Genomic DNA, 16,138 nt, shown 5'->3' on the forward strand with positions numbered 1-16,138 from the left:
CTCACAGGGACGGCGCCTAAGGTTGACGGCGGTTCCCCGCGAGGGCGGGGATCCGCCCGATACCGAGGAGAGCCCGCCGCCGTGAACAGCGAGAACACTTCCGAATCGGTCGGCTGCTGCCGTCGCCGGCTGCTGCGCGGCGCGGCTGCGGTCGGCATCGCCGGGGCCGGCGCCGCCGTGCTCTCCGCCTGCGGCGGTTCCTCGGCGGCCTCCTCGCAGAAGGGCCCGGTCACCCTGGGCCCGACGAGCGACGTGCCCGTCGGCGGCGGCAAGGTCTACCGCACGGAGCAGGTCGTGGTGACCCAGCCGAGCGCGGGCACGTTCAAGGCGTTCAGCGCGGTCTGCACGCACGCGGGCTGCGTGGTCGACGGGGTCAGCAACGGCGTGATCAGCTGCCCGTGCCACGGCAGCCAGTTCAAGACCACCGACGGTTCCGTGGCCCAGGGCCCGGCCCAGACGGCCCTGCCCTCCATCCCGGTCACCGTCCAGAACGGCAAGCTCGTCGCGACGCTCAGCTGAAACCGGGGGCGCGAGGAGCTGCGCGACAGGCCACGGACGTGCGGATGGCCCTGCGCGTTGGTGACCATCTGCTGATCAGTGGCTTGGCGCGCAGAGCCTCGCGACTCTAGAGGTGTTGCAACAACTTCTCGGCGGCGAGGGCCGCGCCGATGCGGCGGTACAGCACCAGCGCCTCCCGGAGCTCCGTTCTTGAGCGAGCCGTCTCGCCCAGCGCAGCGTGGGCGCGGCCCAGACCCTCCAGGGCGCGCGCTTCCTCCAGCGGGCTGCGGACGCGGCGGGCCAGCACCAGGGCCTCCTTGTGGCAGGCGAGCGACGCCTCCGCGCCCTCCGTGGCGAGCCGCAGCGCGCCCGTGCTGTTGAGGACCTCCGCCTCGCCGTGCGGGTCGCCGAGGTCGCGGAAGAGCTCGCGGGCCTGGGCGAGCAGCTCCGCCGCCTCCGAGGTGCGCCCCAGCGCGTGCAGCGCGCGGCCGAGGTCGTGGCGGACGTTGGCCTCGCCGTTGCGGCTGCCCGACGCCTGGAAGATCCGCAGGGCCTGCTCGTTCAGGTCCGCGGCCCGCTCCGGCGCACCGGCGGAGAGACTGACGCGGCCCAGGTCCCACAGCGAGCGGGCGATCGCCTGCTCCGCGGCGGTCGCCCGGAACAGCCGCAGAGCCCGCCCGAACAGCTCGGCCGCGGCGTCGAGTTCGCCGAGGTCGTGGTGGATGCGGCCGAGCGCCTGGCAGGCGGTGGCGGCGCCGAGCTGGTTGTCGATCGCCTGGAACGCGGCCAGGCCGCGTTCGCCCAGCTCGACCGCGGCGCGCAGGTCCCCGCCGAGCTGGTGGACGCGGGCCAGGTCGCACAGCACGTGGCCCTCACCCCAGCGCTTGCCCATGGCGACGTAGAGCCGCAGCGCGCGGGCGCCGCTCGCGCCGCCCTTGGCGAGGTCGCCGGTGAGCCGGTAGGCGCGGCCCAGCTGGAAGAGTGCGTTCGCCTGGCCGAGCTCGCTACCCATCTCCCCGAAGAGCTCGAGGGACCGCTCCAGCAACGGCAGGGCCGTCGCGTAGTGGCCGGTGAACAGGTGGACCGTCCCGCTCTCGTAGATCGCGCCGGCCTCGCCGAGCCGCTCGCCCTGCGCGCGGTAGAGCTCCAGGGCGTCCGTGTGGGCGCGCTGCGCCTCGGTGAACTCACCGCGCTGCATGTGGATGCGGCCCAGTTCGGTCAGGCACTCGGCCCGGCCGAGCCGGTCGCCGCCGGCACGCGCCGCCTCGGCGGCCTGCCGCAGCAGGGCGACGGCGTCGGGCAGTGGGCCCTCCTGGTGCAGCAGCGGGGCCAGGGCGAGGGCGAGGGCGATGCCGGAGGCGCGCCGACGGGGGAGCCGCCCGCCGGCGAGGGCGAAGCGGGCGAAGGCGAGCAGGTTCTCCCGCTCGGTGCGCATCCAGGCGAGTGCCGCCTCCTCGCCGCGCTCGTCCGGTTTTCCAGCCGTCGCCGTCGCCGCTCGGGGCGATCGGCGCAGCCGGGCCGCGGCCTGCTCGGCGTCGCGCTCGTAGTGGGCGAGCAGTCGGTCGAGGGCCGTCCGGTACTCGTCGGCGTCCCAGTGGCCCGGTGCGCGGCAGTAGAGCCGGATCAGGTCGTGGAAGCCGTAGCGGCCGGGGACGTGCTGGGTCAGCAGGTTCTGGTCGAGCAGGGAGTCCAGCAACTGCTCGGTCAGGACGGTGTCCGCGCCGAGCAGGGCCGCTGCGGCGGCCACGTCCACATCGGCGCCGGGGATCCCCGCGAGCAGGGTCAGCAGTCGCTGTTCGGTGGCGGGCAGGGCGGTGAACGAGGTCGCGAAGACGGCACTCAGGCCCCGGTCCTCGCGCTCCGCCTCGCGCTGCGTCCTGCGCTGCGTCCCGGGCTCCGCCTCGCGGTCCGTGCCGTCCAGCTGGTCGAACCGGGGGAGCCGGTGGTGCTCGTCGCGCAGTCGGTCCACGAGATCGGTCAGCCGCAGCGAGCGACGGCGGCGCAGCTGAGCCGCCGCGATGCGCAGGGCGAGCGGTACGAACCCGCACAGCGCGGCGAGTTCGCGGGCCTCGGGCTGGTCCTCGGGCACCCGGTCCGGGCCGGCCACGCGGCGCAGCAGCGTCAGCGACTCGTCCTCGCTGAGCACCCGCAGCGGGACGGCGAGGGAGTCGTCCAGACCGGTCAGCCGTTTGCGGCTGGTCACCAGGACCAGGCAGCGGGAGGTGGCCGGGAGCAGCGGGCGGATCTGGGCGCTGCCGACGGCGTTGTCCAGGACGATCAGAGTGCGCGTCCCGGCCAGTCGGTCGCGCAGGCGCCGGGCACGTTCGGCCGGGTCCTTGGGGATCGTCTGCGGCGGGACGTCGAGGGAGCGCAGCAGCGCGTCGAGGGCCTCGGCGGTGGTCATCGGGGTCGCGTTGGGCGTCCAGCCGCGCAGGTCGAGGAAGAGTTGGCCGTCGGGGAAGTCGCCGCGCACCCGCTGGGCCACGTGCACGGCGAGCGCGGACTTGCCGACGCCGGCCATGCCGTCGACGGCCGCGACGACGGCCCAGCCGGTCTCCTCGCCGTCCGCCGCGTGTCGGGCGCAGGCGAGCAGGCGCTCCACCTCCGCCTCGCGTCCGGTGAAGGCCCGGGCTTCGGACGGGAGTTGGCAGCGTGCCGGCGGAACGGCGCCGGTCGCGCCCGAGGCGGCCGTGGTGGGAGCTCGGGCCGGATCCGGTGTCAGGGCCGGGTTGTGCGAGGTGCGGGGCGGCGCGGACACGGCGGCGGCCGGGATCCCGGGGGAGTCGGTGATCGCGGCGGGTGGTTCCTCGGTGAGGGCCTGGAGGTAGACCTTCTGCACGGCCGCGCCCGGGTCGACGCCCAACTCCTCACTGAGCCGCAGCCGCAGGCGGGTGAAGACCTCCAGGGCGTCCGCCCGGCGGCCGTCGCGCAGCAGGGCCGTCATCAGGTCGCGCTGGAGCTCCTCGGCGAGCGGGTGCTCCGCCGCCCAGCTGGCGAGCTCCGGGATGAGGTCGTGGTGGCGGCCGAGCCGCAGTTCGGCGGCGGCGCGCCAGGAGCGCAGTTGCAGCCGGGAGGTCTCCAGGGCGTGCTGGAACGGGTCTGCGGGCTCCGTCTCGGCCAGCGTGGGCAGGTCCTCCAACAGGCGTCCCCGCCACAGCCGCAGGGCGGCCGCGGCGGCGCGGCTGACGGACTCCCAGTCGCGGGCGAGCCGCGCGCTGCGGGCGTCCTCGGCAAGGCGGCGGAACTCCTCGGTGTCCAACTCGCCCGGCTCGACCCGGATCAGGTAGCCGGAGGCGGTGGTGCGGATGCGGTCCTGCTCGGCGGGCCCGAACAGTCCGCGCAGGCGGGCCACGTGGTTCTGCAGCGAGGCGCGGGCGGTCGGCGGGACGGCATCGCCCCACAGGGCGTCCAGCAGGCCGTGTGTGGGCGCGGTCTCGTTGGCCCGCAGCAGCAACGCGCCGAGCAGCAACCGGCCCTTGCGCGAGGTCAGCGGCACCACCGTGCCCGCAGCGCCCTCGACCAACAACGGCCCGAGCAGCCCGAATCGCATCTCCACCCCACCCTCGGATCGCCCCGGCGACCGAGAAGGAGCCCAGGCGCGTTGGATGCTAACAGTCCGGTTCGACTGCGGCCGACCCCGCTCCAACTGCGGTTTCGGTCCTCGGCCGGTGGACTGTTGGTGATCCGTTGGCGCGTGCGTGGAAGATCCCGTTATCGGCCTGGCCGACGGTCCGGGGGGAGCGTCGGCCCGGCCAACGGGGGCACAGGCGTCCCCAGCACGCACCGTCGTGCCGAGCCGGGGGACGCGCCGGAGGGCTCGGCACCCGCTCCGGGGCGGTGGGACGCCGCCGCACGGGCTCGCATCGGGGGATACGAGCCCGTGCGGCAGATGCCTCTGCCGCGGGCCTCCGGGCGTGGCGGACGCCTACTCGACGACCGACTCCACCGTACCGGCGGCGACCGTCCGGCCGCCCTCGCGCACCGCGAAGCCCAGTCCGGGCTCCAGCGGCACGGCCTGACCGAGCGTCACCGTCGCCTCCACCGTCTCGCCCGGCCGCGCGACCGCGACGTCCTGCGGCAGCAGCACGTCGCCGACGACGTCCCCGGTCCGCAGGTAGAACTGCGGGCGGTAGCCGCTGGCGATCGGCGTGCGGCGGCCGCCGTCCGCGGCGGGGAGCAGGTGCAGCCGCGCGGTGAACACGTGGTGCGTGGAGGCGCTGCCCGTCGCCGCGACCACCATGCCGCGTCGCACCTGGCCGCGCTGGACGCCGCGCAGCAGCAGGGCGACGTTGTCGCCCGCCTCCGCGCTCTCCATGGTCCGGCCGAAGGTCTCCACGCCGGTCACGACGGAGGAGAACTCCGCGCCGTAGCCGCGCACGTCGACCTTGTCGCCCAGATGCACCGTGCCGCGCTCGACCGCGCCGGTCACCACCGTGCCGCGGCCGGTGATGGTCAGCACGTTCTCGACCGGCATCAGGAACGGCACGTCGGTGTAGCGGACGGGCGTGGGCACGTGCACGTCCACCGCGTCGAGCAGGTCCAGCAGTGCGGCCGACCAGACCGGGTCGCCCTGCAGCGCCCGCAGCCCCGACACCCGCACGACCGGCAGCCCGGCGCCGTCGTAGCCGTGGGCGCTCAGCAGCTCGCGGACCTCCAGCTCCACCAGGTCCAGCAGCTCCGGGTCGCCCGCGTCGGCCTTGTTCAGCGCGACGACGACGTGCTGGACGCCGACCTGCCGGGCCAGCAGCACGTGCTCGGCGGTCTGCGGCATCACGCCGTCCTGCGCGGAGACCACGAGGATGGCGCCGTCCAGCTGGGCCGCGCCGGTGATCATGTTCTTCACGAAGTCGGCGTGGCCGGGCATGTCGACGTGGGCGTAGTGCCGGGTGGCCGTCTCGTACTCGACGTGCGCGATGTTGATGGTGATCCCGCGGGCGGCCTCCTCCGGCGCCCGGTCGATCCGGTCGAACGGCACGAAGGCGGCGCCCCCGTGCTCGGCCAGCACCTTGGTGATGGCGGCGGTGAGCGTGGTCTTGCCGTGGTCGACGTGACCCATGGTGCCGATGTTGAGGTGCGGCTTGGTCCGCACGAAGGCCTGCTTGGCCATGACGCTTCTCTTCTCCGGGTGTTGACTCCTGACGGGACCTCAGGGCGGGGCCGACCTTCCCCGGCAGAGGTCCCGGGGGATCGACCCGGGGAAGGTCAGCTTCGCGCGCCGTCGAGTGCGGCTGCGGCTGCGATCGTCAGGGCAGCAGCCATCGCACCCGCGACTGCGGGGAACTGGGCGATGGCGTACCGGAACATGCGCACCATCGTGCCGGTCGGCCCGTGCCGCACGCCAACGGTTTTCGGGTGGCGCCGGGGCCTCGGGCGGCGCCCCGCCCTCGGGCGTAGCCTGGGATGGAGGTGTGCGAGATACGGAGGCACATCATGCTCGGCGACCTGATCGGCGAGGAGCAGGGGCAGGTCACGGCCCAGAGAGTCGTCCCGTCCGAGCACGGGCTGCCCCCGACCGTCGAGAGCTCGTTCCAGGCCTCGGGCACCCTGCTCGGGGTCACCGTCACCGACCTGGGGACGTATGTCGGCACGCTACGTCACGACGGGACGCTGTACGGCGAGGGGACGGGTGTGATCATGAGCCCCGACGGGGCGACGGCCAGTTGGCGGGGCACCGGTGTCGGCGTCTTCACCGAGGGCGGATCGATCTCCTGGCGCGGTTCCATCGTCTACCTGAGCGACGCGCCCGCCTTCGCCGGACTGCGCGGCGTCGCCGGCGCCTTCGAGTGGGAGACGAACGCGTCGGGAAAGGCGAACGGAAAACTCTGGGCCTGGCGTTGAGGCTTCGGGCATGACGAGGGCAGGGACCACCGAGGACGTGGTGATCCGGGTCTGCGGACTGCGGATGCGCTACGGGCCGTTCGAGGCCGTGCGCGGGGTGGACCTGGAGGTCCGGCGCGGCGAGATCTTCGCGTTCCTGGGACCCAACGGGGCCGGCAAGACCACCACGGTGGAGATCCTGGAGGGCTACCGGCGCCGGACCGCGGGGGAGGTGAGCGTGCTGGGGGAGGACCCGCAGCGCGCCGGACCGGCCTGGCGGGCACGGATCGGCGTGGTCCTGCAGGAGTCCCAGCCCGAGCGCGACCTCACGGTCGCCGAGTGCGTGCGTCTGTACGCGGGGTACTACCCGGCGCCGCGGCCCGTCGGCGAGGTCCTGGAGCTGGTCGGCCTCGCCGAGCAGGCGGACTCGACGGCCACCCGGCTCTCCGGCGGACAACGCCGCCGTCTCGACGTCGCGTTGTCGCTGGTCGGTGACCCGGAGTTGCTGTTCCTCGACGAGCCGACCACCGGTTTCGACCCGAGCGCCCGCCGGGCCGCCTGGGACATGATCGCGGGCTTGCGCTCCCTGGGCGTGACCGTCTTCCTCACCACGCACTTCATGGACGAGGCCGAGCACCTGGCCGACCGGGTGACGGTGATCGCGGACGGCCTGATCGTCGCCGAGGGCACCCCGGAGACCATCGGCGGACGTGAGCGCGCGGCCGCGGAGATCCGCTTCTCGCTGCCGCCGGGGACGGCCCTCGCGGACCTGCCGGCGCCGGTGCTGGCCGCGCTCGCGGACGGCGAGGGCGACGGGGCACGCCTGCTGCTGCGGGCGGACCGCCCGCTGACCGTGCTCGGGCCGCTGGCCGGGTGGGCCGAGTCCCTCGGCCACGACCTGCTCGACCTCGAAGTCCGGCGCCCCAGCCTGGAGGACGTCTACCTGGCGCTGACCGCGAACGAACGGGAGGCGGCGGCGTGACCTCGACGAACGGCACGACCTCGACGAACGGCACGACCTCGACGAACGGCACGACCGCGGCGCACCGCGCGGCGACGGATCGCACGACCTCGACGCACCGGGCACCACCGGGGGACGTGGCCCGGCTCGCCCTGCACCAGTTCCCTTACGACCTGCGGGCGTTCCTGCGCAATCCGCAGTCGCGGTTCTTCACCCTCGCGCTGCCGGTGCTCTTCCTGGTGATCTTCGCGTCCGTCTTCGGCGGTCACAACACCGTGAAGGTGCCCGGCGGGACGATCGACACCTCCGTCTACTACGTGCCGGGGATCATCGCGCTGGGGATCATCGGCGCGTCCTTCGTCAACCTGGTGATCTCCGTGACCGCGCAGCGCGAGGCCGGCGTGCTCAAGCGGCGGCGCGCCACGCCCGTCCCGGCCGCCTCGGTGATCGCCGGGCGGGCGCTGACCGCGGTGGTCGTCGCCGTGGTGATCACGACCCTGCTGCTGGTGATCGGCTGGGCCCTGTACGGCGCGCACATCCCGGCGCGGACGGCGCCGGCCATGGCGGTCACGGTCGTCCTGGGCGCGCTCTCGTTCTGCTGCCTGGGCTACGCGCTCGCCTCGGTGATCCGCAACGAGGACGCGGCCCAGCCCGTCACCCAGGCCGTGATGCTGCCGCTGTACTTCATCTCCGGCGTCTTCATCGCCTCCTCGGTCCTGCCCCGCTGGCTGGTCGACATCGCGAACGTCTTCCCGGTGCACCACCTCGTCGCCGCGCTGCTGACCGCCTACAACCCACATACCACCGGCGCGGGCTTTGCCTGGACCGACCTGCTGATCGTCGCGGCCTGGGGGCTCGGCGGACTGCTGATCGCCCTGCGCCGCTTCAGCTGGCTGCCACGCGGCGGCTGAGGAGGCACGCACCCATGGCCATCGAGACACAGACCCGACGCGGACGGTGCCCCCGCCACGGCACCGTGGAGGCCACCCGCGAGGTGCCCGCGATCACCTTCCCGTGGCTGTACCACTGGGTGCGCCGCAGCCTGGCTTCGCGCAGCGAACCGTTCCGCTGCCCCGACTGCGGCGCACCCGTGGAGGCATAGTCGTCGGTCAGTCGCAGGGACCGTCGGCCTTCCATACGGCCCAGGACGTCGGGTCGCCGGGGACGGCGCCGGTCGAGACGTACGTCGCCGTGTAGTTCTTGCCGGCGTACGAGACGAGCGCACCCGAGGTGTAGGTCGTGGTGGAGTTCCACGGGGTGGCGCAGGTGCCGCCGGTCGTGGTCGGGGTGGGCGTCGGTGTGGGGGAGCCGGTCGGCGTCGGTGTGGGCGTCGGAGACACGGTCGGCGAGGTGGTGGGCGTGGGGGTCGGCGTGGGTGTGCCCCCGCCGCCGTACGGGTCGGCGATCACGGTGACCGTCCGGTCCTGCACGCCCCAGTTGTTCGCCTGGTCCCCTGGGAGCCAGATGTCGACGGTGTCGTTCTGGATCCAGGTGCCGAGGTCGGCGGCGTAGCAGGTGCCGTAGCCCGGCACGGTGAAGTACGTGCCCCACGGGATCACCCGCGGGTCGGTCGCGCAGACGCCGAGTTGGGCGTTGTAGCCGGAGGCGTCCTGGCCGGTGTTGTCGTAGGAGGTCACCATCACCGGGATCTGCGTGCCGACCGCCACGTCACCCGCGCCGGGGGCGAGCGTCCCGTTGGCGCCGAGCCAGTAGGGGACGGACAGTCGGCCGAGCGAGGCGTCTGAGTTGCTGGTGTCGTACATCGCGACGACGTCGTAGTACGCGCCCTGGCACGGCGCGGTGTCGGTGACGGTCAGCGGGCCGGTCTGGCCCCAGTAGCTGATGTAGCCGATGTCCACGCCGTCGCGCCACACCTTGTAGGCGACGGCGTTCGGGACGGGCGCGACGGTGACGGTGACCTGTCCGTTCGCCAGCGTGCCGGTGAGGGTCGGCGCCGCGGGACGGGTGGAGAAGTTCACGGCCCCGGCGGTCTGCAGCGGCGCCACCCAGGGGGTGACGCTCCGGGCGGGCGGCGTGATCCCGGCGGCCCAGAACGGGCAGGCGGGCAACGTGCTCGCCGCCTCGCCCGCCTGCCCGGCGCGGACGTCGGCCGAGGCGGGGGCGCCGGCGAGCAGGGCGAGGAGCGCGACGAGCGAGGCGGCCGCAGCCGCCACCGTGAGCCATAACCGGGTGCGTGAACGGGCGCCAGCGCGCATGGGGATGGGAGGCATGGCCTGCTTCCTGCCGGCGGGGTGTGGGGGAGGCGCCGCAGGGTGGGCATGGCATGTACACCCGTAGGCGCTGCAGGCCAGTGAATCCAATCGCCTGAGTACCCGTCAAGGGGTCTAGACCACTATTGTCCAGACCAATTCCTGGCCGGAGGGAGCCCCTCCGGGGCGAGGTCGGGAAGTCCCGGTGCTGGTCGGACAGGCCTACAGCCAGCCGCGGCGCATGGCCTGGGTTCCGGCCTGGAAGCGGCTCGTGGCGCCGAGCCGACTCGTCAGCTCGGCGAGTCTGCGCCGCAGCGTCCGGTCGCTGAGGCCCAGTTGGCGGGCGATGGCGTCGTCCTTGAGGCCGCTGTTGAGCAGGTGGAGGAGGGCGCGGTCCTCCGCGGACACCTCGTCCGTCGGCGGGGCCTCGGTGAAGATCGGGGTGGCCGTCGCCCAGTTCGCCTCGAACAGTTCCACCAATGCGTCGCAGAGCGTCGAGCGGCGGACGAAGACGGCGGTGGACCGCAGGCCCTCCTCGCTCGCGGTGAGCGGCAGCATCGCGTCGCTCCGGTCGACCAGCACCATCTTCATCGGCACGCGCGGCATCACCCGGGCCCGCTCGCCGAGGCCCACCATGGCCCGCAGCCGGTCGGCGAGCACCGGGACGGTCAGCACCTCGGTGGCGTAGATCGCGCGGACGCTGACGCCGCGCGCCAGTACCGGATGCTCGATCTCGGAGGCGCTCCGGTGCGGGGTGACGTACGGGGGCGCGTCGAAGGCCAGGATCTCGTGCTGGGCGCCGGCGATCAGCTCCTGGACGCGGTGCGTGATCTCGGCGGGGCCTGCGATGACCTCGACCAGCCGGTGCGGATCGGTGCGCAGGGTGCGCTCGTGGTAACGGGCGGCGTAGGTGTCCACCGCGGAGGCGACCCGTTCGAGCCCGGCCTGGTGGGAGCGGATGAGCGCCGAGAGTCCGGCGCGCGGGTCGACCGGGACGTAGCGGGGGGTGCGGCCGGGGAGGCGCTCGGCCAGGCCGTCCGCCGTGAGGGTGTCCAGCGTCCGGCGTGCCCGTTGTGGCGAGACGCCCAGCTCGTCGGCCATGGCGGCGGGGGTGGCCGACTCCTGGTGCAGCAGGATCTCGTAGGCACGCTCCGCCACGTCGTCCAGTCCGATCGAGTCCAGCACGGGCCTCACTCCAGCAATTTGTCATTCGAAGATACAAAAGTCCGAGGCGGGCAGGTTATCCGACTGGCCTAGGGTGGCCAGCGGCCGGGTGCGGCCACGTTCTGGCCTGTCATCGGCCCTGTCCGGGCTGCAACAGTGCGTCCACCCCCATCGTGGTGACAAGGAGTGGACGTGTCGTCAACAAGACGTCGAAGGACAGGCATACGCTCGGCGGCCGCCGTCGCCGTACTGGCCGCCACCGCGGCCGTGAGCGTCGCGCCGGCGGCCCGTGCCCAGGGCCCGGGCGGTTCCGGCACCGTGCGGCTGACCGCCGCCAAGCTGGCCGAGCTGAGCGCCAAGTACACTCCGCGGGCCGACGGCACCCCCGGTCTGGTGGCCGCGGCGGCCGAGGCGAACGGGGCCGGGACGTCGGGCTCCAGCGGCACCAGGAACGCGACCGGAACCGCCGGCGGCACGGGCGGCACCGCCGCCACGGGCGCCGCCGGCAGCGCCTCCACAGGCACCGGCGTCACCCAGGAGTCCGGCTGGCAGACCGCGCGCGGGGCGGCGTCCACCCTCGCGCTGGGCGGTACCGGCGACTGGGTCTCGGTGTTCTCCGGCGGCGGCCTCGCCCGCTACGACAAGGCCGGCAAGCCGGTCTGGACGACCACCGGTGAACAGCTGTACGGCGACTGGCAGGTCAAGCCCACCGTCGCCTACCAGGACGAGCCGTTCACCGCCGTCATGTACGAGGGCTACGACCCGTACCAGCCCGGCTCCGTCGGCACCCACCCCTACGCCCAGGCCGACTTCAACCACGACGGCGTCGCGGACGTGGCCGTGGCCTACTCGGTGGGCGCCAGCCCGGACCGGCCGTTCACCTCGCCCGGTTCGGACCTGTCCAGCGGCACCTTCCTCTCCGTCCTCGACGGCCGCACCGGCAGGATGCTCTGGCACACGCTGGTGCCCGGCACGGTCGGCTCGCTGCTGACCGAGGGCGGCAAGCTGATCGCCGCCGAGCAGACCGGCCCGGACTGGTCCTACAACCCGGTCGCGACGCAGGGGGACAGCCGTTCCTCCCTGCTGGCCTACTCCTTCGCCCCCGGCAAGGGCGGCACGCTGACCGGCAGCACCGCCTGGACCTACTCCACCAAGGCGCCCTGGGCGTCCTGGGGCGACCTGACCGCCATCAGTGGCGACCGGTTGACCACGAGCTGGTCCGACACCCCGATGGGCCTGGGCAGTCCCCGCCCCGCCGACGGCCACGTGCTGGTGGTGGACACCGCCACCGGCAAGGCCGAGGTGGACGTGAGAACCCCTGGCTACCCGCGGCTGATGACCCAGCAGCCGGGCTCGCAGAACATCCTCGTCGCCGAGCAGAACGACCCGCTGGACGCCGTCCGCTGGGACCTGACCTCGATCAACTCGGTGACCGGCAAGCGCACCGTCGTCACCTCGCGCAACGGCACCATCCCCGAGGCGTTCGTGGTCAACCCGACCGCCCACGGCGACCAGGCCGCCATCGGCGTGGCCGAACTGGGCATCAACGCGGACCTGAGCGACGGCCAGTCCACCATCTCCGGCTGGAGCAGCAGCGGCAGGACGCTGTGGAGCCACCAGACCGCGAGCACCGTGGGCCAGGCGAACGCCCCGACGCTGTCGCTCACCTTCGACCCGCACGGCAGCGGTGAGGTCTACGCCGCGGTCAGCGACGCCACCGGGATGACCCTCACCAACCCCGAGGGCATCTACCACAACCAGCTGCTGACCTTCGACGGCAGCAACGGCAAGCTGCTGTGGCGCCGGGACGGCGACGTCGTCGGCGACCAGGTCACCCCCTACCGGGGAGGGATCCTGACGGTGGGTTACGACCTCACCGCCCACGTCTCCTCGGGCCGCACCGGCGCAGGCGTCACCGAGCCGCTGCTCGGCGACACCTACTCCGCGGTCTCCGTGGACGTCAACGGCGACGGCGTGAAGGACCTGGTCGTCGCCGGCCAGAGCCACGGCGTCCTCGCCCTGGACGGCCGCACCCTGAACGACCCGGCGCCGCGCATCCTGTGGTCGACCCCGGTCAGCGCGGCCGTGCACCAGCTGAAGCTGGCCGCCGTGACCGACAAGCACGGGCGCACCGCTCAGCGCCTGGTCGCCGCCACCTCGCACGGCATCGCGGTCCTGGAGACCGACGGCCGGCTCGACAGCGACGTGGACACCGGAGCCTTCCAGTACGGCACCGCCGTCACCGGCGGCGAGATCGTCGCCAACGGAACCGCGGGCGTCTCCGCCTACACCGCCGACGGCACCACCAAGTGGACCTACCAGCCCAGCGCCGCCGTCGGAAAGAACGTGGCGTACTCCACCGCGGCCGTCGACGTCGACGGCCGGCTGATCCTGGAGTACGGCGGCGTCGCCGCCGGGTTCAACCAGGGCATCACCGACCCGGCCCCGACCGCCGTGTCGCTGGACGCGGCCACGGGCCAGGAGATCTGGTCCGAGCAGCCCGACGTGGACAACGCGGGCTGGATCGAGGCGCAGTCCGGCGTCTTCGCCGGCGCCGACATCCCCGGTACCGACGGCCACGGCGTGGCCCTGGCCTGGGGCGCGGACAAGCCCGGCCTGGCACACCTGGTGCAGATCCTGGACAGCCGCACCGGAAAGGTGGTCACCACGCACCTCTCCGTCGGCGCGCAGACCTTCAACGGGTTCGTCGCCTCGGCCAGGTACGGCCTGATCGAGCTGCACTGGTACGACACGACGACCTTCCCGGCGGACGGCTCGGCGCCGTACGACTCGCGGGTCTACGTCAACGACCAGCAGGGCGCGATCGCCACCACGACCGACGGCCACGAGGTCCTCGTGGGCGGCGCGGGCGGCCTGGAGGAGTACAGCCTCCCGCTCACCACGCCGGCCGGCGAGTCCGACATGATGCCCGACAGTGAGGCGTTCTCCGAGTTCGCCGGCACGGTCACCCCGATCGGCACCGGCAAGGACGGTGCGACGCAGCTGCTCGGCCTGCCCTTCGACTGGACCGCCTACGCGCTGTCCTCCTCGGTCGGTGCCTTCGTGGTGGACTCCTTCGCCCTCGACAGCTACTTCCACGGCATCACCGTGAACGAGGTCGTCGGCAGCGGCTCCGCAGCCTCCACCTCGTCCGCCACCACGGCGCCGGCCGCGACGACGGACGCCACCGCTGCCCCGGTCCCCGAGCAGACCGTGGGCACCGGCACCGCCACCACCTCGCTGCGGATCAGGTCGGAGCAGCTGGCGAGCGCGGTGAAGGCCGACGCCGCCGGCAGCGACGCCGCCGCCGCGATCCGCGGCTACACCCCGCAGCAGATCCAGGGCCGCCTCGGACTGACCGGTGACGGCACCGGCCAGACGGTCGCCATCGTCGACGCCTACGACTACCCGACGGCGACGGCGGACCTGAACGCCTTCTCCGCCCAGTTCGACCTGCCGCAGACCTGTGGAAGCGCGAACGCGACCAGCGACTGCTTCGACTTCTCCCAGGTCTACGCCGACGGCACCCAGCCGGCCGGCAACACCAGCTGGAACGAGGAGGCGGCGCTGGACATCGAGTGGGCCCACTCCATCGCCCCGCACGCCCGGATCGTGCTGGTCGAGGCCGCCGACGCCTCGGCGCAGGGCCTCTACCAGGGCGTGGACAAGGCCGCCTCGCTGCACCCCGCCGTCGTCAGCAACAGCTGGGGCATGACCGAGTTCTCCGAGGAGTCGTTCTACGACGGCCACTGCAAGCTCGCCGACTCCGTCTGCACCCAGTCCACGGGGGACGCGGGTTACCCGGCCGGTTACTCCAGCACCAACCCGTACGCGCTCGCCATCGGCGGCACCAACCTGAAGTTGGACGCGAGCGGCGCCACGCTGGGCGAGTCCGCCTGGTCCTCCACCGGCGGCGGCCTCAGCTACTTCGAGAAGCGCCCGGCCTACCAGGACGGCGTCCAGTCGTCCGGCTACCGGGCCACCCCGGACGTCAGCTTCGTCGCCGACCCGCAGACCGGCGTCGCGGTCTACGTGACGCTCTCGGGCCGCGGCTACTGGATGGAGGTCGGCGGCACCAGTCTCTCGGCGCCCTCCTGGGCCGCGATCATCGCCGACGCCGACCAGCTCCGGGCGGCGGCGGGCAAGCCGCACCTGGCCGTCGCGGGCCCGTCCGGCGACACTGCCCACGGCGACGTGTACGCGCTCGGCACGAAGCTCAACGACATCACCACCGGGTCCAACGGCGGCTGCGGCAGCGAGTGCACGGCCGGTCCGGGCTACGACACCGTCACCGGCCTCGGCTCGCCGCTGGCGGGCGTGGACACCGCCCTCGCCGGGCTGCGGTAACCGCCCCCACCGGCAGCACACCCACCGACTGGCCCCGCCCGCCTTCCCCACCGCACGGGGAAGGCGGGCGGGGCCGCACGGGCCTGCGACAATCGGCCATATGACTGTCGAGGCCCTGCCGTTCGCACCGGAACACGCTTCTTCGGACGAGCTGGGTGACTGGTACCGGCTCCTCGTAGAGGTGGACGGCGCGGACTTCCCGAGTTTGCCCGTGCCGCCGTTCGAGACCTACGAGCGGCGCATGCGCACACCCACGACGAGCCTTCGGACCCTGCTGCACTGGGGGGTGGGGCACGCCGGCGGATTGCTCGGCACGGCCGGCGCCACCATCCTGACGGGGGAGAACAGCGAGTTGGCCCATCTCGTGGTGCGGGTGCCGACGGCGGGCCGCCGGGCCGGCGTGGGCACGCGGCTGCTCCGGGCGGTGCTGCCGGCGATCCGCGGACGTGGCTGCAGGACGGTCTCCGGTCACGTCAAGGCCGGGGCGGACGGCGAGGAGTGGGCGAAGGCGCTCGGCTTCCGCCAGGTCCTCCGCATGACCTCGTTCCGGCTGGACGTCGCCGGTACGGACCCGACGCGCTGGCAGACGGAGCCGGTCCCCGGGTTCCGGCTCCACCAGTGGGCAGACGTTGCGCCGGACGACCTTGTGGAGGGATTCGCCCGGGCACGCAGTGCCATGGCTGACCAGCCGCTCGGCGAGTCGGCCTACCGGCCCCCCACCTGGACCGTGGAGCGCGTACGGCAGTTCGAGGCCGAGATGCGCAAGGCCGGGCAGTCGTGCCGGTATGTGGTGGCCGTCGACGAGCGCACCGGAGCGGTGGCGGGCTTCACCGAGGTCGCGATCGATCCCGGGGACGAAAGCCACTGCCGTCAACTGGACACGGGCGTCGTGGCGGAGTTCCGGGGGCTGGGCCTCGGCCTGGCGATGAAGTCCTCGATGATGCGCCGGCTCACCGCCGAACTGCCGCGGCTGGAACAGGTGCACACGGAGACGGCACCCGAGAACGTTCCCATGATCCGCGTCAACAGCAGGCTCGGTTACCAGCCCGAGCACACCGAGGTGAGCGTCCAGGCCGACGTCGGCGCGCTGGAAGCCCTCCTGGACTCCCGCACCCCCTGACCGTCTCGCGCACACGGGACG

The 16,138-nt window shown here is 73.3% G+C and carries 11 protein-coding genes; 7 read left to right on the top strand and 4 right to left on the bottom strand.

Annotation, left to right across the window (positions count from 1 at the left end; genetic code table 11):
• Window positions 1–81: 81 nt before the first annotated feature.
• Window positions 82–519: a Rieske (2Fe-2S) protein gene (locus BMY61_RS10575; RefSeq protein WP_042441574.1), complete on the top strand. Its 438-nt coding sequence runs from the start codon at window positions 82–84 to the stop codon at window positions 517–519.
• A gap of 106 nt (window positions 520–625) precedes the next feature.
• Here BMY61_RS10575 and BMY61_RS10580 read toward each other — a convergent pair whose 3' ends face one another.
• Window positions 626–4,048 carry an AfsR/SARP family transcriptional regulator gene (locus BMY61_RS10580; RefSeq protein WP_143094262.1) on the bottom strand — a complete coding sequence of 1,141 codons (3,423 nt, stop codon included), beginning with the start codon at window positions 4,046–4,048 and terminating at the stop codon, window positions 626–628.
• 375 nt (window positions 4,049–4,423) lie between these two features.
• Window positions 4,424–5,605 carry an elongation factor Tu gene (tuf, locus tag BMY61_RS10585; RefSeq protein WP_042441571.1) on the bottom strand — a complete coding sequence of 394 codons (1,182 nt, stop codon included), beginning with the start codon at window positions 5,603–5,605 and terminating at the stop codon, window positions 4,424–4,426.
• A 323-nt stretch (window positions 5,606–5,928) separates the two neighbouring features.
• On the opposite strand from tuf, the gene BMY61_RS10590 reads away from it, so the two are divergent.
• Genes BMY61_RS10590 through BMY61_RS46040 form a run of 4 tightly spaced genes read left to right on the top strand, consistent with a single transcriptional unit; the run spans window position 5,929 to window position 8,378 of the window.
• Window positions 5,929–6,336 (top strand): hypothetical protein, encoded by a 408-nt coding sequence (locus BMY61_RS10590; RefSeq protein WP_042441570.1) that lies wholly within the window; start codon window positions 5,929–5,931, stop codon window positions 6,334–6,336.
• 10 nt (window positions 6,337–6,346) lie between these two features.
• Window positions 6,347–7,297 carry an ABC transporter ATP-binding protein gene (locus BMY61_RS10595; RefSeq protein ID WP_042441568.1) on the top strand — a complete coding sequence of 317 codons (951 nt, stop codon included), beginning with the start codon at window positions 6,347–6,349 and terminating at the stop codon, window positions 7,295–7,297.
• Complete coding sequence (locus tag BMY61_RS10600; protein ID WP_052438222.1) at window positions 7,294–8,187, top strand: ABC transporter permease; 894 nt, start codon at window positions 7,294–7,296, stop codon at window positions 8,185–8,187. Before BMY61_RS10595 ends, BMY61_RS10600 begins: the two co-directional genes overlap by 4 nt.
• Before the next feature lie 14 nt (window positions 8,188–8,201).
• Window positions 8,202–8,378 (top strand): hypothetical protein, encoded by a 177-nt coding sequence (locus BMY61_RS46040; protein WP_161791189.1) that lies wholly within the window; start codon window positions 8,202–8,204, stop codon window positions 8,376–8,378.
• Between the two features lie 7 nt (window positions 8,379–8,385).
• Here the strand turns inward: BMY61_RS46040 and BMY61_RS44860 are convergent, their stop codons facing one another.
• Both BMY61_RS44860 and BMY61_RS10610 read right to left on the bottom strand, forming a co-directional pair.
• On the bottom strand, window positions 8,386–9,507 hold the full coding sequence (locus tag BMY61_RS44860) for a 3D domain-containing protein (RefSeq protein ID WP_143094263.1): 1,122 nt from the start codon (window positions 9,505–9,507) through the stop codon (window positions 8,386–8,388).
• Between the two features lie 201 nt (window positions 9,508–9,708).
• A complete protein-coding gene (locus BMY61_RS10610) occupies window positions 9,709–10,671 on the bottom strand; it encodes a helix-turn-helix domain-containing protein (protein WP_052438220.1) in 963 nt (320 codons plus the stop codon).
• Between the two features lie 171 nt (window positions 10,672–10,842).
• On the opposite strand from BMY61_RS10610, the gene BMY61_RS44080 reads away from it, so the two are divergent.
• On the top strand, window positions 10,843–14,997 hold the full coding sequence (locus BMY61_RS44080; RefSeq protein WP_143094264.1) for a S53 family peptidase: 4,155 nt from the start codon (window positions 10,843–10,845) through the stop codon (window positions 14,995–14,997).
• A gap of 100 nt (window positions 14,998–15,097) precedes the next feature.
• Complete coding sequence (locus BMY61_RS10620) at window positions 15,098–16,117, top strand: GNAT family N-acetyltransferase (RefSeq protein WP_052438218.1); 1,020 nt, start codon at window positions 15,098–15,100, stop codon at window positions 16,115–16,117.
• Window positions 16,118–16,138 lie beyond the last annotated feature (21 nt).

Origin of the sequence: Streptacidiphilus jiangxiensis (assembly GCF_900109465.1) — a bacterium.
Classification (GTDB): Bacteria; Actinomycetota; Actinomycetes; order Streptomycetales; family Streptomycetaceae; genus Streptacidiphilus; species Streptacidiphilus jiangxiensis.